At 35.0% G+C, this 19,131-nt stretch carries 17 protein-coding genes and 1 pseudogene; 10 read left to right on the forward strand and 8 right to left on the reverse strand.

The annotated features are described in order from the left end of the window. The 4 genes and pseudogenes from VJJ03_RS10750 to VJJ03_RS10765 all read right to left on the reverse strand — a co-directional run. Window positions 1–1,027 (reverse strand): annotated as a pseudogene (locus VJJ03_RS10750) (DNA-binding protein); the annotation flags it as partial. 188 nt (window positions 1,028–1,215) lie between these two features. After that, window positions 1,216–2,778: a DNA-binding protein gene (locus tag VJJ03_RS10755; protein ID WP_323975562.1), complete on the reverse strand. Its 1,563-nt coding sequence runs from the start codon at window positions 2,776–2,778 to the stop codon at window positions 1,216–1,218. 11 nt (window positions 2,779–2,789) lie between these two features. Further along, the gene (locus tag VJJ03_RS10760; protein ID WP_009744533.1) at window positions 2,790–3,620 is read right to left on the reverse strand and encodes a DUF5689 domain-containing protein; all 831 of its coding nucleotides are present in this window, start codon (window positions 3,618–3,620) and stop codon (window positions 2,790–2,792) included. A gap of 15 nt (window positions 3,621–3,635) precedes the next feature. Further along, entirely contained in the window at window positions 3,636–6,383 is a 2,748-nt protein-coding gene (locus VJJ03_RS10765; protein ID WP_323975564.1) for a carboxypeptidase-like regulatory domain-containing protein, read from the reverse strand. A 320-nt stretch (window positions 6,384–6,703) separates the two neighbouring features. On the opposite strand from VJJ03_RS10765, the gene VJJ03_RS10770 reads away from it, so the two are divergent. The 3 genes from VJJ03_RS10770 (at window position 6,704) to VJJ03_RS10780 (ending at window position 9,035) form a co-directional block, all read left to right on the forward strand. Then, on the forward strand, window positions 6,704–7,240 hold the full coding sequence (locus VJJ03_RS10770) for a GNAT family N-acetyltransferase (protein WP_323975566.1): 537 nt from the start codon (window positions 6,704–6,706) through the stop codon (window positions 7,238–7,240). Between the two features lie 122 nt (window positions 7,241–7,362). Further along, on the forward strand, window positions 7,363–8,049 hold the full coding sequence (locus VJJ03_RS10775; RefSeq protein ID WP_323975568.1) for a hypothetical protein: 687 nt from the start codon (window positions 7,363–7,365) through the stop codon (window positions 8,047–8,049). A gap of 38 nt (window positions 8,050–8,087) precedes the next feature. After that, window positions 8,088–9,035 (forward strand): DUF4300 family protein, encoded by a 948-nt coding sequence (locus VJJ03_RS10780; RefSeq protein WP_323975570.1) that lies wholly within the window; start codon window positions 8,088–8,090, stop codon window positions 9,033–9,035. A 59-nt stretch (window positions 9,036–9,094) separates the two neighbouring features. Here the strand turns inward: VJJ03_RS10780 and VJJ03_RS10785 are convergent, their stop codons facing one another. The 4 genes from VJJ03_RS10785 to VJJ03_RS10800 form a co-directional block, all read right to left on the reverse strand. Further along, window positions 9,095–9,379, reverse strand: a complete 285-nt coding sequence (locus VJJ03_RS10785; RefSeq protein WP_009744528.1) for a winged helix-turn-helix domain-containing protein — start codon at window positions 9,377–9,379, stop codon at window positions 9,095–9,097. After that, window positions 9,369–9,968, reverse strand: a complete 600-nt coding sequence (locus VJJ03_RS10790; RefSeq protein WP_009744527.1) for a hypothetical protein — start codon at window positions 9,966–9,968, stop codon at window positions 9,369–9,371. The genes VJJ03_RS10785 and VJJ03_RS10790 overlap by 11 nt, the downstream gene beginning before the upstream one ends. A gap of 110 nt (window positions 9,969–10,078) precedes the next feature. Further along, complete coding sequence (locus VJJ03_RS10795) at window positions 10,079–10,699, reverse strand: sodium:proton antiporter (protein WP_323975572.1); 621 nt, start codon at window positions 10,697–10,699, stop codon at window positions 10,079–10,081. A 95-nt stretch (window positions 10,700–10,794) separates the two neighbouring features. After that, a complete protein-coding gene (locus VJJ03_RS10800; RefSeq protein WP_323975574.1) occupies window positions 10,795–11,220 on the reverse strand; it encodes a cation:proton antiporter in 426 nt (141 codons plus the stop codon). Between the two features lie 365 nt (window positions 11,221–11,585). Here VJJ03_RS10800 and aspA point away from each other — a divergent pair, with 365 nt between their 5' ends. The 7 genes from aspA to gldK all read left to right on the forward strand — a co-directional run bounded on the left by aspA (window position 11,586) and on the right by gldK (window position 19,091). After that, window positions 11,586–12,980: an aspartate ammonia-lyase gene (gene aspA / locus VJJ03_RS10805; RefSeq protein WP_323975576.1), complete on the forward strand. Its 1,395-nt coding sequence runs from the start codon at window positions 11,586–11,588 to the stop codon at window positions 12,978–12,980. Window positions 12,981–13,421: 441 nt separating this feature from the next. Further along, the gene (locus tag VJJ03_RS10810; protein WP_009744523.1) at window positions 13,422–13,652 is read left to right on the forward strand and encodes a DUF2007 domain-containing protein; all 231 of its coding nucleotides are present in this window, start codon (window positions 13,422–13,424) and stop codon (window positions 13,650–13,652) included. Next, window positions 13,649–14,452, forward strand: coding sequence for an HAD family hydrolase (locus VJJ03_RS10815; protein ID WP_009744522.1), 804 nt, complete (start codon window positions 13,649–13,651; stop codon window positions 14,450–14,452). Before VJJ03_RS10810 ends, VJJ03_RS10815 begins: the two co-directional genes overlap by 4 nt. A gap of 198 nt (window positions 14,453–14,650) precedes the next feature. After that, a complete protein-coding gene (locus VJJ03_RS10820; protein WP_009744521.1) occupies window positions 14,651–15,316 on the forward strand; it encodes a hypothetical protein in 666 nt (221 codons plus the stop codon). Between the two features lie 294 nt (window positions 15,317–15,610). Next, window positions 15,611–16,633, forward strand: a complete 1,023-nt coding sequence (locus tag VJJ03_RS10825; protein WP_009744520.1) for a DUF4434 domain-containing protein — start codon at window positions 15,611–15,613, stop codon at window positions 16,631–16,633. A 209-nt stretch (window positions 16,634–16,842) separates the two neighbouring features. After that, window positions 16,843–17,358 (forward strand): PAS domain-containing protein, encoded by a 516-nt coding sequence (locus VJJ03_RS10830; RefSeq protein WP_009744519.1) that lies wholly within the window; start codon window positions 16,843–16,845, stop codon window positions 17,356–17,358. 347 nt (window positions 17,359–17,705) lie between these two features. Then, on the forward strand, window positions 17,706–19,091 hold the full coding sequence (gldK, locus tag VJJ03_RS10835) for a gliding motility lipoprotein GldK (RefSeq protein ID WP_009744518.1): 1,386 nt from the start codon (window positions 17,706–17,708) through the stop codon (window positions 19,089–19,091). Window positions 19,092–19,131 lie beyond the last annotated feature (40 nt).

Raw genomic sequence — 19,131 nt, forward strand, 5'->3', positions numbered from 1 at the left:
CGTCTTTTTTGTAGTCAGTAAATACCCCTGTTACGGTCACCTCTTGACCGACTGTTTTAAGTTTATCACTTATTTCAACAGGGAGTTCTTTGAACTTAGGCGTGAATATTTGTATGAGTGTATTGTCAGAGAGTTTGAAGAAGGATTTGTTTCCTTGTATTTCAGCTATATTTCCATGTAGTTTCACCTTTTTACCGAGATGAGCGGTATAATCAGCTATTTTAGCTGTAGAGGTTTCTAAGGTAGGAATTTCTTCTGGGGTAGGAGGGGTTATATTTCCGAAAAGTAAGTCCTCTGTAGCATTTTGGTAGATAATTTGTCGTACTACAGGGGAGGATTCATCTTTTTTATAGTCAGTAAATACCCCTGTTACGGTCACCTCTTGACCGACTGTTTTAAGTTTATCACTTATTTCAGCAGGGAGTTCTTTGAACTTAGGCGTGAATATTTGTATGAGTGTATTGTCAGAGAGTTTGAAGAAGGATTTATTTCCTTGTATTTCAGCTATATTTCCATGTAGCTTTACCTTTTTACCGAGATGAGCGGTATAGTCAGCTACTTTGGATGTAGAGGCTTCTAAGGTAAGAATTTCTTCTGTCTCAGGAGATTTCCCGAAATTGAGGTCTTCCTTGCCTTCGTAAACAATTTCCTTAATAGTTTGTCCATTCTTTAGCTTATAATTGGTAAAGGTTCCTGTTACACTTACTTCTTGTCCTTCTGTGTTGAGCTTAGTGATTATCTCTTGAGGGAAGCTCTGAGTGTTATATGAGAAAATCTTTATAAGAGTACCATCAGAGAATTTGAAGTAAGGAATGTTGTTTTGCAGTGTGATATTCCCGTGTACAATGAGTTTTTTCCCTTCTACAAAATCAGCCTCCTTGGCAGTAGAAGCCTCTAATGTAGGGAGTTCTTGAATTTTTGGAATTTGTCCTTTTTTTACAGGAGGAACTCCATCTTGTTCTTCTTTTTCGCAAGAGACCCATAATAGGCCTATCAACATAAAACTGAGTAAAAGTAATCTTTTCATAAATATAGTATTTAAATTCTTGGTTGATAGAATAGTTTTTTGTTTTCTGATAGGAAATTTTGATACCTGTTCAGTGCTACAAAATTAACAATATTTTCGTTATTTTCAAAATATTTTTATTGGAAAATATAAATTAAAAAAGGTCTACTCCCTAAGAAAGTAGACCTTTAGATTATGATACTAAGAAATTAGTTTGTCCATTTGATATTATCAAAAATAACTTGTTTACTAGGGTTAGAAAGTTTTATAGTAATTGTATAACTACCAGTTTTGTTAAACTCTTTAGAGTAAGTAGCTTTAGGCGTATCGTAAGCAAATTTTTTCTTATCAAGTTCTGTTGTACTGTTCTCATCTCCCTCGTAGATAATGAATTCCCTACTCTTTGTATTGGTGTAGAAAGGCTTGTAATCAAAAGAGAAATTCTTTACTCCATTAGGGAAAGTTATTTTAATGTAGCCTTTTTTATACCCATTAAGTACCAATCCCTTACCATCAATAGCATAATCTATATCTTCTTTTGTTTCTGTACGACCTTGAGCTTCCAATTTTACCCCATCAGAACTTTCTTTTTCAACAGCGTTTCCATAACTCTTGGAGATATTAGTGATCCATTCAAAATCAAATATCCCTGATGGTGAAGGATTAGGATTAGGTTGAGGGGTGGTACCTTGTCCGAATTTTAAAGCATCTTCACTTTCATAAACAAGTTGCTTAATTACAGTGGTAGAATTCTTAGGAGTAAAATCCTTGAAAGTACCTGTTGCAGTGAGTTCCTGACCGTTTGTTTTGAGTTTTGTTTTGGTATCTGCAGAGAGTGCATCAAATACACTTTTTGGTGAATAGAGTAGGATTTTTGTTCCATCTTTGAATACAAAGTAGGACTTTGTTCCATCCACACTAATGTTTCCGTGCACAGTAGCTTTCTTCCCTACAACATAATCACTTGCAGTTGCATTGGCAGCCTCGATGGTGTCTGAAGGTTGAGGTTGAGGGGTGGTACCTTGTCCGAATTTTAGATCATTTTCACTTTCATAAACAAGTTGCTTAACTACAGTGGTGGAATTCTTAGGAGTAAAATCTTTGAAAGTACCTGTTGCAGTGAGTTCCTGACCGTTTGTTTTGAGTTTTGTTTTGGTATCTGCAGAGAGCGCATCGAATACACTTTTTGGTGAATAAAGCAGGATTTTTGTTCCATCTTTGAATACAAAGTAGGACTTTGTTCCATCCACACTAATGTTTCCGTGCACAGTAGCTTTCTTCCCTACAACATAATCACTTGCAGTTGCATTGGCAGCCTCGATGGTGTCTGAAGGTTGAGGTTGAGGGGTGGTACCTTGTCCGAATTTTAGATCATTTTCACTTTCATAAACAAGTTGCTTAACTACAGTGGTGGAATTCTTAGGAGTAAAATCTTTGAAAGTACCTGTTGCAGTGAGTTCATGTCCATTTGTTTTGAGTTTTGTTTTGGTATCTGCAGAGAGCGCATCGAATACACTTTTTGGTGAATAGAGTAGGATTTTTGTCCCATCTTTGAATACAAAGTAGGACTTTGTTCCATCCACACTAATATTACCGTGTACAGTAGCTTTCTTCCCTGATACATAATCACTTGCAGTTGCATTGGCTGCCTCAATAGTATTTGAAGGTTGGGGTTGAGGCTGAGGAGTTATAGGAGGAATACTCTCTGGATCTTTTGCACAAGAGCCTATAAGTAAGCCAAGTGCAAGACTAAATAATAATAACTTTTTCATAAGAATAGTTTTTAATTTGTTGTTTGTATGTCATTAATAGCATTAATATAAAATTGATAATTGTTTCCGTACTTGGTCAGTACACCTGTAATACGTAATTTCCCTGCAGGGACAAGGTCTTTGATGTAAGAAGCATAACTACTGGTTAAAAAAGGAAGAGTACCACTTGCACCATCTGTAAGAGTATAGGTAGTATTATACTGATCACGAGGATTGTGAAAAGGTTTTCCTACATCAGCGGATTGGAAAGAAACATTGTTTAGAATAAGTAGTTTATTCTCTTGCGTAGACTTGTCAAAACTTAGATTATCAAAGCTTGTAGCAAGTTGTGACATAGGAGCCTTTTCAGTGGTAGGTATGATGATATCTTCATACATAGCTGAAGGGAGATTACTTATCTTAGTGTTTCCTCCAGCAGTTTTTCCATGTCCATAGCCTACTTCAAGTAAGGAATAGCGACTGCTGAACCATACGGTAGTTCCCTGAAGGCGAACTTGTACCTTAGTACCTATAGGATATTCGCCATAAAGCCCTTTTTTATCAATGGCTACAGCTATTGTTCCTGATTTGTCAGGAGCTTGTACATAGACCTTTTTATAAAAATTTCCTGCTTCGTCACTGGAAATTACATATCCTTCAAAAGCTTCATTATCATTATATTGAGTAAAAGAAGTGCTGACTTTTGCTCTTAGCTGTGCATAAGTAATTAAGGTGCCTGTGAAGGCTTTGGCTTTGGCATCTTGTTCTTTGGCAAGGTCTCCTGTATTAGGCTTGTCATAATTGGAAACCTTACTACAAGAAGTAAGGAGGCTGAGCCCTATAAGAAATATTATTTTTTTCATGCTGTTATTTTTTAATTAAAGACTTAAGGTTAGATTCAGATAGTAGGTAGTACCATAACCAATGAAATACTTGTTACCAAAAGTAGGATAACCGCTTTTGCGATCCTTAAGCATTGCTTGATAATCTCCCTTACGAGCCTGTTCAAAACCATTGGTTTTGTATTGAGTATTGAGTAAATTGTTTACACTGATAAAGGCATTAAGGAAGTGTCCCTTTATTCTCCATGATTTTCCTGCGGAAGCATTCATAAGAAATAGAGTAGGCAATTTTTCTTGTCGTAACAATCCTCGAACAGCATTCTCATCAACATTAGTATAGCGACTACCTGTATTAGGATCAAGATAGATATTCTCTGTACGAAGACTTGGAGCAATACCAATATAATTATTGTTGAACAAGTTGGCAGTAACTCCTATCCACCAGTAGTGAGGGCTCTGGTATTCTAATCCTAAGGAGTATACTTGCTCAGGTGCTTGTCCAGCATGGTAATCTTTCAAGTATGCTACTAAAGGATCTCCTACAAGTCTCTTGTCGGAGGATTGGAAAAGAATGGGATTATTTGTGTAAGTATATTGATTGATAGAAACGACTCCTGTAGCTTTCCATGAGGCAGTGATTTGCACTTCTGCTCCTAATTCTCCTCCAAAGTGGAGTTTTTCAATATCTGCCATCGTTTGAGTGAGGAACCCTGCGGACTCATCACCAAGACGAGACTGAGTAAAGAAATAGCTTTTTTCAGTAGCATTTTCGAACTTAGTTACATATCCTGTAAGGCGAGCCTTTATATAAGGCATGCGTATAATATAGCTCCCATCGGCAGTAATTTGGGTTTCTGGTTTTAATCGGAAAGGAATAATAGAGTTGGAATTACGGATATTCACAAAAACATTATTCAAAGGTTGTGCTTCTTCAAAGTAACCAGTGTTAAATTGTAAAATATGACGACCAGTGATACTATAGGTAAGTCCTGCTTTAGAACTGAAAGTATTAAAATATTTTACACCACTCTTACCTTTAGAGTCCACATATACAGAGTTATTAGCAAAGAGTCCTTCTCGCTCATAATTGGTACGATTCACACGACCTGCCACATAGAAGTCCGCCTTTCCGTACTTAAAGCGTAACTGTCCAAATACATTAGCTCTTTGTACAGTAGCTTTATAGTGATATTGATATTTGTCCCCTTCTCCAAGTCGTAGGTTTTCAGTAGTGTCATAATTCTCACCTGAATAATAACTCTTATTAAGGAAATATTGTCCTCCTAGTAGGTCATTGATCTGTTGAAAGTTCTCTGTCCCAATGTGTTGATAAGAAACACCTCCGTTAAAAGTAATGTTTGAGGCTATTTTAGTAGTCCCTATTACATTAGCAGTAAGAGTTTTGGTATCAATAATATCTTCATTAAGAGAGAACATGCTTTCTCCTCCTGTATTTGCATTTATCTGATAGAGCTTATCCCAATTAAGTTGTTTATTGGCTTTGAAATAGTCTATTTGCCTTGCTGCTTTATCCCATGCAAAAGGATCTCCTTCGCCTGTGGATGCATCATACATATTATAATAATAGGTAGGCATATTAGTGTAATAGGAGGGGTCAGGGTTTTGTGATTTTACGTATTGAATACGAGTATCTCCTACTTGTCCAAACTGGTAACCTAAGTGGGCGGTAATTTTGGTGTCTCCTTTATGGTAAGTATTAGAAAGAACAAAAAGAGGTTCTGCAATGCGTTTCATTTTGGAATTACGAACATAGTCTCCTTGCATACCCCAATTAGGATTGTAGTTTCTCCCTCCTAAGGAAATAGTCTCTTGGGTAAGAGGAGCTGATTTTCCACGATTGTTATAGGAGTAAATTCCCATAAGATTAGTGGAGAAGTAAGGACTTGCCTTGTATTCCACTGCAGCAGAAACTCCATAGGACTGATATACCATCCCTTCTATGGAAGGGATGAGCCATGTTTTCCCATTTCCTCCACGATAGGATGCAGATACCATATATCCCCAATTGCTAGGAGTAATCCCTGAATTATAAGTAACCATCGCACGTCCAAAGTAGTTTCGGTTGGTAGTAGTCCCTGAAATACGGAGTCCATTACGAAGCTCAGAAGGGGCAATAGTAATAGAATTACTACCAAAGACTCCCCCAAAGTCATTCTCTGAGGCACCTACCCCAGTAACAATTACTTGACTACGAGTAGCATCATTCAACCCTCCCCAGTTGCTCCATTGAGGGCGACCAGTCTCTACTTTGTTCATATTTACTCCGTTGACAAGTACCGTTGCGGTGCTACTTTGGTAACCGCGAGGTCGGTAGAATACAGGACTGAAATCAAAGGAAGAACGACGAAAATATAAGTCCTGAGAGGATTGTAGGAATCCAGAAATCATTTCTGGACTGCCTTCTTCATCATCCAGTTCTTCATCAGCTATACTAATAGTGGTACCCACTTGTTCTTCAGTGGAGACATTCTCTCTTTGTAGAACAACAGCAGGCAATGAGGTGGGTGCCTGTAAGTCCACTCGTACTTTCTGAAGTTGATATCCATTAGCATGGATACGCAGGATGTAATTTCCCTGTGGAAGGGATAACTCAAAAACTCCTTTTGAGTTCGTTTGTGTGCTCTGCTCCTGTCCTTCTATGGAAACAGTAGCCTCAGATAATGGAGCTTTTCCATCACTGACTTCTCCCTTAAGTGTAATGTTCTGTGCAAGAACAGTCGCACTTCCTAAAAGGAGAAAAAAAGAAAAAATCAAAGATTTCATTGTGCTTTTTTAAAATGAGTTTTGTTTAAAGTATATAAAATTTCCTTCTGCAAATTTACTCTTTTTTTTCTAAAAAAATACTTTTCAAATGTTAAAAAATGAAAGGAAAAAGTTTCTTCTTATAAGAGAGATTTTTATCAATAGGGAGCCTTGATATATCTTTCTAGAAAATTCTTTTGAAGGAGATGGATATATAAATTATAATTAAAAAAATAATGTATATTTGCAAAATAAAAACAGCAATCTTAAGAATCTCTCTTAAATTATGTATAAGGAAGATCTGTATATTACTGTATTGTTAACTATAATAATTCTGTATAATGAGTACAATAGTAATACTTAGAACCCCTCACCTTTTACTCCGTCCTTGGGAAGTTTCCGATGCCGAAGCACTATATACACAAGCACACAACCCTATTATAGGCAAAATGTGCGGTTGGCAGCCTCATAAAAGTGTAACAGAGAGCCGAGAGATTATTGAAATTGTACTTCGCAAGTCTCATTCTTTCGCTATTTGTCTGTCTAACAATACTCCTATAGGAAGTATCGGATTGAATTTGCAAGGAGAAAGCAACCTTCCTGTGGGCGAAAATGAAGCTGAAATAGGCTATTGGCTGGGAGAAGACTTTTGGGGCAGGGGTTATATGACAGAAGTCTCACTATGCATCATACAATATGCCTTTGATAACTTACACCTTACCCAGCTGTGGGCAAGCATATACAAGGAAAATATTGCCTCACAGCGGGTACTTGAAAAATGTGGTTTTCGCTATCATCATACCCTTGAAGATTTCTTGTTTCCGCTTATAGGAGAACGACATACGATTTTGGTGTATACATTAAATAAAGAAAATTGAAGATGAGTACTCAAGAGATCGACGCTCAAAGTCTGCAAAATGCCTATCGTCTTTTTAGGTATAGAACAATCTTATTATGAGAGTCATTAATCATTGAACATTAACCATTAACCACTCACATTATGTACTCTGTAAATACTTGGCATAAAAAATTTAATTTTGTAATCACTCCTGAAGAGTTTGAAGCTATATTCAGTAGAGAAGATTATGAGTTTGTAACTAACAATATGCGAGTTGATATGGATTATATCAGCACAGAAAAGCAGGAAATTTTTACTGCTTATCAGCAATATTATGAAAAAATACTGCTTCGTGAGGAAAAGTATAATCACAAAATCCTGTGCCCTTTTGAAAATAAGATGCGTCAAAGTATGATTGACCAAACTCAGAAACTTATTTTCCCTGAGGTAATACTCAATGGCAAGGTGTCCGATAAGTATAAGTTGGTGCGCTCAAAAGAACCTTTTATGAATATTGACCCATTTCATCTTCTCTACATAAAGGAAAAAAAATTGCTCTCTACCATCTATTTCGAACCTGAAAGTACGTTTGGGTTGAGGCTTACTTATCCTAAAACCATTAGTCTTGCGGATAAAAATAATAACCTAAGAGGTAATTACGATACAGAAAAATATCCTATGTGTGTGATTTTTAACGATATAGTAAATCGGATTAAGAAAATTAGTCATAAAGCAAAGATGGTCAAAGGAGAGCAGTTACTCAAACCTGATTTCTGGATTTCTGACAAGGCAAAGGAGCAAGTAGGAAAGAACTATTATTTACAGCAAATGGGATTGGTGTTTGTTTAAAAATATAGAACAATGTCAAAAGAAGAAAAACATAAAAAATGAAAAAAATTGTATTGACTCTACTTTCTTTAGTCGCAATAGCCTGCCAAGAAAAGAAAACTCCTACTACAGCAGCGACAAATACCTCACAAGTGGCTGAGGAAAAAGCCACGCCAACGCTGACCTACTCTAATTTGGTAGATACTGCTACTCAAGACGAGGTACAAAAAGCCCTTACAGCAGCAGGGATAGCTGAGCAAAATATAACTTCTTTTTTGGAACAAGTAAATCTTTTCAACCAAACAATAGGTGATAAAGCAGGTTTAGTATCCAAAGGTTTTGTTACTATTGATAGCTTACTTCCTAAGTATGACGAGGTAGCTATACAAACCGACTGGACGACCAAATACCCTACTTTTCAGGGGTATAACTGCCGCTTGACTTCCTTTACGCTCTTGCGTGATTTGATCGCCTTTCCCGATAAAAAATTTGCTAATAAAGGAGGGGACGAAGTACTCTTTATAGACCGAGAGTCTTTACGTAATGCTCCTAAGAAGCTTTTTATCACAAAAGAGGAAAATGATTTCTTTGCCCTCTTTACCGAAGTGCCTACTGCCAATACCAAGGATATCAATGCTCATTTGCAAGCCATGCAACGTGCTTGGAAAGAGCGTGGTATCTCTTTCCACTATAAGGGCGACCCTACCAAGGCATCACTTATCTCAGTGGTATTTCACTCTCAAATCACCCTAGAGGAGAATATGCTCTTTGTTGGTCATGTGGGGGTATTGGTGCCTTTTGAGAGCAAACTCCTTTTTGTAGAAAAACTCGCCTTCCAAGAGCCCTATCAGGTGATTATCTTTGCCAATCGTACTGAACTAAGCGATTACCTGATGAACCGCTATGATGTGGAATGGGAGCAGCCCAATGCTATTCCCTTTATCATGGAGAACGATACGTTAATGGATGGCTATCGTCCTAATCCGTATAAGGGAATAGGTAGATAGAAGAAAAGAGGCTGTCCAAAGATTTTTCGGATAGCCTCTTTAATACAAACATCACTATACTAAAGTTTTAGATAGCTTCTTAGAGCTTCTATATAACTTTCAAAGGCAAGAAGTCCTTTATGAGTAAGGGTGACTTCTGTATTGGGATAATTCTCCTTGAAAGACTTGTTAATAGTAACATATCCTGCAGCTTCTAATTTTTGGATTTGAACAGAGATGTTTCCAGAGGTAGCTTGAGTTACCTCCTTAATATGAGTAAAATCTACCTTTTCCTCAGAGATAAGTAAGGACATGATGGCAAGTCTTAATTGGGAATGTAATAAAGGATCTAAATCACTGAACATTTCTTTGCCTTTTATAGTCAGAATAAAACCTAATGCCGGGGACAAGGAATAGTAAGCATGCCAGTATGGAAGAGAGTAAAGGTAGCGTATACTTCTCATAATGGACAAATAGAGTACTATAAATAAGAACAATACCTATCAAAGAACTTACTATCCAAATGGAAATTCTTAAGTGTAAAGCAATTGCCAGAGCGACAAAGGAGAAGGGTAGATAAATTATCAATATGGCAATACGATAATCCTCCCAACTCGTATAAGGAATAAAGAAACAAATAGTTGCACCTAATCCTGATACCAACCAAAGCCAATCTAAACTATCAGAAATTTTCTTCTCTTTTCTACTTTTTATGCCTTCTTTCATTTTTGTAAAGAAGGAAAAGACAAAACCTAAAGGCATAAGTATTACCCATCCCATCCATGAATAATTTGGATAGTAATTCAAGGTAAGCATAGCAAATTGTAGTACCCCAGCTGCTATGATTAATACACTCCAAAAGATTAGAAAGAAACCATTTTCCTCATACTTTTGCTTTCTTTGTTCTATGATAGCTTGGATGAGTTTTAAGCTATCAGAAGGCTGTAGTTCCATGATTAAAAATTTAAATATTAAATACATTGCAAACGTAAATAAGTTTATTATATAAACCAAATTTTTTGTAAAATAGTTATTAACAGGATAACTATTTCATTTTGATTATATTAGTAATTATTTTCCCATTTTTCCTCTTTCAAATTGATTTGTCGTTTAAAGGAACGTATGATTTGTTCATTTAGTTGAGGGTTTTTATTGAGTTGAGCGAGGTATTCTCGCTGATAGTGTAGGATTGCAATATATTTTTTACGTACTTCAGCGGTAGTGCTACATTTAGGGGTATCCAGCTGGAATTGCCATATATCTTTCTGGTTCTGGAGTAAGAAGCTATTGGTAATACCTTCTCTGTAATGTGTTTCCATGTATTCCAATGCTATACGTGCAAGTTCTTTACGGATAAATGTCTTAGCTTCTGTATTAGGGAGATGTTCATTATAGTTAGGGAAGGTTATTTGCTTGATGAGAAAAGGCAGGGTGAGTCCCTGTACTATAAGAGTTACCAGTATTACAATAAAAGTCATATATAATACAAGGTTACGATGAGGAAAGGAGAGAGCTACTGCCAAGGAAAGTACTCCGCACATACCAGCCCAACCAAGAATAAGAGGGATGCCTACATTGTTATACCTACGTCCATCAGCTACTTTAATGAAATGTTTTATTATCTGGGTAATTACTACTGCACTATAAGCGCAGAGAATATGTATTCCGATAAACACTCCTTTCATGAGTACTCTATAGTAGGTAGCCGTACTTAGAGCGATTCCTTCTTCCTCAATACTTGAAAGGATTTGAGGTAAGCTAAGCCCTATAAGTGAGAAAGCTAAACCATAAAGGATAAAAATAATATTATCCCATATAGTGATTGCTTTATTGCGTAAGGAAGAACCATATTAGCGACCCATGCTATCACTGCTGCTGTGATAAACACTACAATGAAGGCAAAACTAAAAATAATACGACGCCATTTCCATAGTTCCTTTAATGATAGTGCCCATGCATCAGCATAGAGCAAAGGAGGAAGGAAGATAAGAAGTACCCAGTTCGGATCTATTACAATAGTGGGAAGTTTAGGACTGAAACTCAAAGCCAAACCACCCAATACTAACAGTATGGGATAAGCAACTTTTATACGATTAACAAGCATTGTAAGTTCTACAATAACAGTAAGAATGTTAATAAATAAGGAAAAGATACCACCATGATGCCGTCTTATTTTCTTGAAGGGTAAAAATAATAAAAAATACATATTTGATAAAATGGAAAATGAAAATTCTCTAGAACTTAGAGGATAAAAAATAATGGCATTTCCTCTTAAAGAGAATAAAATATCATTAGAAGTTAATAAGTAAATTTACTTTATACCCTATTTTTTTAATAACATGGAATTAATTGAAATATTTTATTAAAAGAAAAACCACAATATTTTTATGATTTGTACATATATTTAACAGTTAGTGGTTATTTTTAAAGAGAATTACATTTGTTTTCTGCGGAAACAAAATTGTATTGTTTTGTGGAAAAAAAGATAGAAAAGAAAGAGGTTGTATAAGAAAAAAAACGTAACTTAGCGCCACTTTTTAGATAATAAGATAATATAAAAATCATTTATATATGAAGGAGTTTAGAATAGAATCCGATCTTTTGGGAGAATTACAAGTTCCCAAAGAAGCTTACTATGGAGTGCAAACACAGCGCGCCTTAGAAAACTTTCACATTTCAGGAAGTAAAATGAGTGACTATCCTGAATTTATTCGTGCTTTTGCTTATGTAAAATTAGCCGCAGCTCAAGCTAATGCAGCTTTAGGAGTACTTCCCAAAGAGATCGGAGCTGCTATAGAAAAAGCCAGTCATGAGGTAATTGAAGGTAAGTTCAACGATCAATTCCCCGTAGATATGTTCCAAGGAGGAGCAGGTACTTCAGTGAATATGAATACCAATGAAGTAATAGCTAATCGCGCTTTGGAAATTTTAGGATATGAAAAAGGAGATTATGTACATTGTTATCCTAATGACCATGTGAATTGTTCTCAATCCACCAATGACTCTTATCCAACAGCTATTAAGTTAGCCGTGTTCAATATGAACAAGATATTGGTAAAACATGCACAAGAACTTGCTAAGGCTTTCCGTGCTAAAGGAAAGGAATTTGCAAGTGTAATCAAGATGGGACGTACTCAATTGCAAGATGCTGTTCCTATGACTCTTGGTCAGGAGTTTGAAGCCTATGCAGCGAGCCTTGAAGCTGAAATTGCTACCTTGAATAAAACAGCCCAATCCTTATTGGAAATTAATATGGGAGGTACTGCAATAGGTACTGGGCTTAATGCTCCTCATGGCTATGCAAAACTTTGTACTGAAAACTTAGCTAAAGCTACAGGAGATGCTTTTGTCCTATCTCACGACCTTATAGAAGCAACTCCTGATACAAGTGCTTATGTTTTCTATTCTTCAGGATTAAAGAAATTTGCTGTAAAACTTTCTAAGATTTGTAATGACTTGCGCTTACTTGCCTCCGGACCTCGTGCAGGATTAAGTGAAATTAATCTTCCTCCTATGCAACCAGGTTCTTCCATTATGCCAGGAAAAGTAAACCCTGTAATTCCTGAAGTAGTGAACCAAGTTTGCTTTAAAGTAATTGGTAATGATCTTACTGTTACCTTTGCTGCTGAAGCAGGACAGTTAGAATTGAATGTAATGGAACCTGTTATTTGCCAAGCAATTATGGAGTCCATAACTCTTTTCCAAAACGCTTTAGATACACTTAAAGACAAATGTGTGGTTGGTATTACTGCTAATAAGGAAGTATGCCTTAATATGGTAAAGAATAGCATAGGAATTGTAACTGCACTTAACCCTCATATAGGATACAAGAATAGTACTAAGATTGCTAAAGAAGCACTTCAAACAGGAAAAGCAGTGTATGACTTAGTACTTGATCATGGATTGCTCTCCAAAGAAAAATTGGATGAAATCCTTGATCCTAAGAATATGATTGTTGCTAAGTAGATTTGAATACATAGCTTATATAGCAAAAACTTTGTGAGGATTTCCTTACAAAGTTTTTTGTTTTTATATAGAAATATTTTTGTACATTTGCCCAAGAAAAACTATAAAAGTAGCAATAGTGGTAGGAGGATGCTTCTGGTGTATGAAGGCTATCTATAAATGATTAAGCGGAATCAGTCAGCTATTTTTTACCTGAATGAAGAGCAACATAGAATAACAGAATATTCTAAGAGGGGCTCTTAGGAATCATCATTATGGGGAGCTGAATATGAAATAGAGACCCTTCCTGTTACAAAGTCTATCCTGCACAGGAAAATTATCATCAAAATTATTATGAGAATAATACCGATAGAGTCTATTGTGTTTTCACTATAGTGTTGAAAATTAATAAAATACATGATCTTTTTACAAATAAAAAACCTCAATATAAAAAATTAGAACATGAAGACAGAACTTAAAAAACTTTATGAAGGGAGTCTCCCTGCAGTAACTTTGCTTAAGGGAGCTTTAGAACAAGAACATATCACCCCTATTATTAAAGATCCTATGGCTTCGGCTACTATTGCAGGATATGGAGCTTTAGGTACTGATCAGCAGGTGTTTGTCTTTGAAGATCAATGGGAAGAAGCTAATAAAATCCTTGAACAACTTAACATAGAGAAAGAAGGATGATAAAACTTATTGTTTCTGATATGGATGGGACGCTTCTGAATAAAAATCATGAGCTTCCCAAGGAGTTTATGCAGGTATTTGATCTGTTGCAAGAACGAAAAATATATTTTTGTGTAGCTAGTGGTCGTCAGTACTTGAGCCTGTTATACTATTTTGAACCTATTAAGAATCAAATAGGATTTATTTCTGAGAATGGGGCTTTTGTACAAATAAATGGAAAAGTAGTCTATGAAAGTTCTATAATTCCCTATCATATCAATCAGGTATTAGCTCTTTGGGAAAAGTTTCCTCAGTTAGCTATAGGTTTGTGTGGTAAGGAGGCAACTTACTTATTACCTACAACGCCTTATGCGGAAGAGCAAGTGAATATCTATCATACTAAGGTTGTGAATATTAAGGATTTTTCTCAAATAGAGGATACTATTTTTCAAATGACTTTATTTGATCCAATAGGAGCTAAAAATCATTCTTTCCCAACTTTCTCTAAACTTTCTCAAGAAGGACTAAAAGTAACACTTTCAGGGGTAAATTGGATAGATATTACAAATGAAGGCGTTAATAAAGGTATAGCTGTTAATGCTTTACAAAAAGAATTGACCATATCTCCAGAGCAAACAATGGTCTTTGGCGACTATATGAATGATTTAGAAATGCTTAGAAGAGCTACTTATAGCTATGCCATGAAGAATGCTGAACCTGAAGTTAAAGAAGTTGCCTCTTATGTAACAGAGGAAGATAATGACAATAATGGGGTGTTAAAAACTATAATAGAAAAGTTAAAAATATCTCTTGTTTCTTAATTGAATAAGATTAATAATTTTATTCAATAGACTATTTCTGCTAATAAATTTTATTTTCCAAATAAAATTAAGAGATTAACTAAACTTTAATCAGAGATATTGACTTTTTATAGATAAAGCGTACTTTTGCCTCGTGGAATTTTAAGCACTCTTTCCTTTTTTAAAAGAAAGAGATAAGTCTTAAAGAAAAAACAGAAAATGCTTAGAGACAAAAAAACGTATCTTAATCTGGTGAGAGATTTACTCTTTTCACTGGGAATAACTGCTTTAATTACTATTTTATTAACTCCTACTTTAGGCACAAGAGATGATTTGCATGCAAGCCTAAGAGTAGATACTCCAAAACAAGTAGGGGTATATCAGAACTTCATTAATTTAGCCAATACTTCTGTCCTTATTAATGATAACAATGATTTTGTCGGTTTCAAAGAAAAGATGGGATACCGAGAGTCACGTAATAACTACTTTATTACCAATCCTTATGGACATATAGGGAAATACCAATTTGGGAAATCAGCTTTAAAATTTTATGGTATTTCTGAAGCAGATTTCTTAAAGAATCCCTCTTTGCAAGAAGATGTATTCTATATGAGTCTGGCTCATAACAAATGGAAACTACAACATGAAATTAATACTTTTGCTGGGAAGAAAGTAGCAGGTGTATTCATCACAGAATCAGGTATCTTAGCAGCAGCTCATTTAGTAGGTGCCAATAGTGTGAAATCTTTCTTCAAGTCCAAAGGAAAGAATTCGTTTGCTGATGCTAATGGAACTTCTATCACTAACTATATGAAAAGTTTCCAGAATTTTGATCTCTCTTCCATTAAAGCTAATAAGTTTGAAGGACAGCGGATTACTACATAAAATATTTCAAACAATATTATTTTCATAGATTATTATTTAATAGGACTATTTAAGATTCTCTGGGCTCTCTTCTGGTTATTATTAATATTGGAGCTGTGTAGTTATAGAGAATCTCTATTGAGATTTAGATATTCCTTTCTTTTAATAAGATAAGAACTTCCCTTGAATAATTATGAGGGAGGTTTTTTTATTTAAGTAAATTATTTGGAATTATGTAAATATATTGTAATTTTGCACTTCATTTAGAAATTATTGGTAAAGATGAAAAGGAGTAGAATATACCTATTATATATAATGTTATTTTCTTTGATCATTCTCTCAGCTTGTGAGAGGGATGGCTCGCAGAATAATGAAATACCTCCTAAAAAAGAAATAAAGAAAATTACAGGTACATTTGTTGATTTTTGGTCAAAAGGAGATTGGACAACAGCTCAATGGGAAGAGCATTTTGAGGAAATGAGGGAAATGGGAATCACCACAGCGATAATACAATTTGTAGCTTTTAAGAATAGCAGTAATAATATTACTTGGTTCAATTCAGCAAATACTTTTGCTCAGAATAAGAAGAGTAATTCTCTTACTTACCTAATGGAAGCTGCTCAAAAAAAGCAGATAGATGTATATATAGGATTGTATTTTGATGATACTTATTGGAATCATCAGACAGATGTAGAATGGTTAAAACAACAAGCAGATAATTGTATTTTCATTGCAGAGGAAATAAATACACTATTCAATAGTAATACAGCTTTTAAAGGTTGGTATATTCCTCATGAACCTGAACCAAATGCTTATAATACAGTTGAAAAAGTAAAGTTATTTAAGGATTATTTTGTGAACCGAATTTCGGATAGGTTACATCAAATAAATAATAAGCCTGTTTCTATTGCTGCCTTTTGGAATAGCAAACTCTCTTCTCCAAATGATTTGCAACACTTTATGAGGGAACTTAGCAAGAGTAACTTACAAATTATTATGTTACAAGACGGAGTAGGGGTGGAGCATGTAACCCTTGATAAGCTCGCAATATATTATCAAAGTGCTGAAAAGGGGCTTTATGGAAAAGATTCCTCTTATAAGGGAGAATTTTGGGCTGATATAGAGACTTTTAAGTACCCTCGTGATGAAAGAGGGCTCACTCCACCAGCCGATTTTGATCGTATCTTCCAACAGATTTCAATAGCTTTTAATACGACTAAGTTAAAAAAAGTAGTCTCTTTTCAGTATTATAATGATATGAGTCCTAAAGGGAGTTTTAAGAATAGTGCTACTAAATTAAGACAAAAATATTATGATTATATTCATAATCTTCTGTAAAAAATATATTTTTTAGGATTTATTTTTAGATATTAGAATAGAAAATTGTTGATAACAGAGAAATATAAATTCCTATTTACATGTTAGGTAATAAGTTAAATAAAAAAAATGGTTAATAAGTTTTTATGAAAAAAAAATAAAAATATTTCTTTTTTTATTTGTTTCTAAAAATATTTTTATATCTTTGCCCCGAATAAATAGTTAGACGTATGAGTACACCAGTTGATAAAGAAGTTGCTTGGGATAAAACCAAGACTATTATGAGTAAGACCGATGCGAAAGGTACTATAGAGTATGTAAATCAAGTATTTGTAGACGTATGTGGTTATTCAGAAGCAGAATTGGTAGGTAAGCCACATAGTATAATTCGTCATCCAGATATGCCCAAAACTATCTTCAAAATTCTTTGGGATAATATTCAGAAAGGAATTAATTTTCATGCAATTGTTAAAAATATGGCAAAATCAGGAGAATATTATTGGGTAATTACTGATTTTGATATTATTCGAGATCCTAGCGGGCAAATTATTAATTATATGGCGAGAAGAACCTCTGTTCCTTCCCAGACAATAGAAAAATATATAGCTCCTTTGTATCAAAAAATATTACAAGTAGAGCAAGCAGGAGGTATTGAAGCTGGTGAAAAATATTTTGGACAATTCCTCAATGAACAAGGAAAAGATTACATTACTTATATAGAGGATGTGATTTTGGAATTTAGATAGAAAGATAATTAAAAAATCATTTGTATATAACTTAATCGTGAAAAATTAAACATCTCAGAGAGTGTCAAATGTATAAAACCTTGGTGTGAGTTTTTATTTTCTTATAATTCCTATTAGGCTTGTTAAAAAAAGTGAAATTTAGGATTAACAAAAAAAGTGTTAATAACTTTTTTAAAGAAAATATATCCTTAGATGCCTTTATAAGAAACTGGAAATAAGGGCATTATCAGTTATTTGTTTTTAGGAAAATTTACAGGAAAGGATAAAAAGTAAAATTATTTTTATAAAATTGCACTGGATAAATAAAAAGTAAGTACATTTGACCCCTGAAAATAATATTGTAGATTATGATATTGAAACTTAAAAAAGCAGTACTTGTTGTAATAGGTTATCTATTGGTGGCCTGTGGTGGAGGTAGTGACCGAGGAGAACTTGTAGGAGTGAAAGGAGGACATTGGAAGCAGCCAAAACCTTATGGAATGGCTTTGGTTCCGGGAGGTGCTTTCGTAATGGGAAGTTCTGACTATGATAAGGCTCATACAGAAGATGCTACCACCAAAACTGTAACAGTAAGCCCCTTCTATATGGATGATACTGAAATTACTAATGGAGAGTATCGCCAGTTTGTGAATTGGGTACGTGATTCCATTGTACGTCGTAAGTTAGCTATTATGGCAGAAGAAAGCGGTCAGTCAGCTGGAGGAGAAGGGATAGGTAAATATGCTTTCTTGGATACAGAGCAAGAAAAGCTCAATGCTTATGATAAGTACATGTATGAGAATTATGGCGATAAGGATAATCCTGAAACTCGTAAAATTAATAGAAAGGTTAAGCTTATATGGGATAAGGAAAAATATCCAGATGAACATTATGTAGAGGTAATGGATTCCATGTATGTGCCTATTGAGGAAACTTATAATGGTAGGCGCCCACTGGATGTAGATAAGCTTGTTTTTAAGTATCAGTGGATGGATATTGAAGCAGCAGCTCGTTCTCATAAGAAAGGTCGTAAGGACTTTATAAAGGAAGAAATTGTAAAGATTTATCCAGATACTACAGTATGGATTAAGGACTTTAATTATTCCTATAATGAGCCTATGCACAATGATTATTTTTGGCACTATGCTTATAGTGAATATCCTGTAGTGGGTGTATCCTGGAGACAGGCAAAAGCTTTCTGTGAATGGCGTACACTATATAAGAACTCTTTCCAGAAAGCAAAGAAGAAAAAGGATGTGAATGCATTCCGTTTGCCAACAGAAGCAGAGTGGGAGTTTGCTGCTCGTGGAGGTTTAGAGGGAGCAACTTATCCTTGGGGAGGTCCCTATACTACCGATAGTAAAGCATGCTTTATGGCTAACTTTAAGCCTTCTCGTGGGGACTATGCGGCTGATAATGCCCTCTATACAGTGGAGGCAAAATCCTACCATCCTAATGGGTACAATCTTTATAATATGGCAGGTAACGTTTCTGAATGGACAAATACCTCTTATGATTCTAATTCTTATGAATATATGTCCTCAATGAACCCTAATGTAAATGACCAACAGAATAAGAGAAAGGTAATTCGTGGAGGTTCTTGGAAAGATGTGGCTTTCTATACACAAGTAGCTACTCGTGATTATGAATATCAAGATTCAGCACGTAGCTACATAGGTTTCCGTACAGTACAAAGTTTTATGGGAGTGCAAAGAGTAGATTCCAAAAAAGGAAATCTTACCAATATGAGATAAGAAAAATTAAAAGTTAATAAATAATCGAAGTATAATTAAA

This window comes from Capnocytophaga sp. G2 (assembly GCF_035282625.1).
Classification (GTDB): domain Bacteria; phylum Bacteroidota; class Bacteroidia; order Flavobacteriales; family Flavobacteriaceae; genus Capnocytophaga.

Excerpts from the sequence above, each read along its gene's own strand:
- VJJ03_RS10755 (WP_323975562.1), bottom strand. The coding sequence starts at position 2,778 with ATGAAAAAGTTATTATTATTTAGTCTTGCACTTGGCTTACTTATAGGC.
- VJJ03_RS10760 (WP_009744533.1), bottom strand. The coding sequence starts at position 3,620 with ATGAAAAAAATAATATTTCTTATAGGGCTCAGCCTCCTTACTTCTTGT.
- VJJ03_RS10765 (WP_323975564.1), bottom strand. The coding sequence starts at position 6,383 with ATGAAATCTTTGATTTTTTCTTTTTTTCTCCTTTTAGGAAGTGCGACT.
- VJJ03_RS10770 (WP_323975566.1), top strand. The coding sequence starts at position 6,704 with ATGAGTACAATAGTAATACTTAGAACCCCTCACCTTTTACTCCGTCCT.
- VJJ03_RS10775 (WP_323975568.1), top strand. The coding sequence starts at position 7,363 with ATGTACTCTGTAAATACTTGGCATAAAAAATTTAATTTTGTAATCACT.
- VJJ03_RS10780 (WP_323975570.1), top strand. The coding sequence starts at position 8,088 with ATGAAAAAAATTGTATTGACTCTACTTTCTTTAGTCGCAATAGCCTGC.
- VJJ03_RS10785 (WP_009744528.1), bottom strand. The coding sequence starts at position 9,379 with ATGTTCAGTGATTTAGATCCTTTATTACATTCCCAATTAAGACTTGCC.
- VJJ03_RS10790 (WP_009744527.1), bottom strand. The coding sequence starts at position 9,968 with ATGGAACTACAGCCTTCTGATAGCTTAAAACTCATCCAAGCTATCATA.
- VJJ03_RS10795 (WP_323975572.1), bottom strand. The coding sequence starts at position 10,699 with ATGAAAGGAGTGTTTATCGGAATACATATTCTCTGCGCTTATAGTGCA.
- VJJ03_RS10800 (WP_323975574.1), bottom strand. The coding sequence starts at position 11,220 with ATGTATTTTTTATTATTTTTACCCTTCAAGAAAATAAGACGGCATCAT.
- aspA (WP_323975576.1), top strand. The coding sequence starts at position 11,586 with ATGAAGGAGTTTAGAATAGAATCCGATCTTTTGGGAGAATTACAAGTT.
- VJJ03_RS10810 (WP_009744523.1), top strand. The coding sequence starts at position 13,422 with ATGAAGACAGAACTTAAAAAACTTTATGAAGGGAGTCTCCCTGCAGTA.
- VJJ03_RS10815 (WP_009744522.1), top strand. The coding sequence starts at position 13,649 with ATGATAAAACTTATTGTTTCTGATATGGATGGGACGCTTCTGAATAAA.
- VJJ03_RS10820 (WP_009744521.1), top strand. The coding sequence starts at position 14,651 with ATGCTTAGAGACAAAAAAACGTATCTTAATCTGGTGAGAGATTTACTC.
- VJJ03_RS10825 (WP_009744520.1), top strand. The coding sequence starts at position 15,611 with ATGTTATTTTCTTTGATCATTCTCTCAGCTTGTGAGAGGGATGGCTCG.
- VJJ03_RS10830 (WP_009744519.1), top strand. The coding sequence starts at position 16,843 with ATGAGTACACCAGTTGATAAAGAAGTTGCTTGGGATAAAACCAAGACT.
- gldK (WP_009744518.1), top strand. The coding sequence starts at position 17,706 with ATGATATTGAAACTTAAAAAAGCAGTACTTGTTGTAATAGGTTATCTA.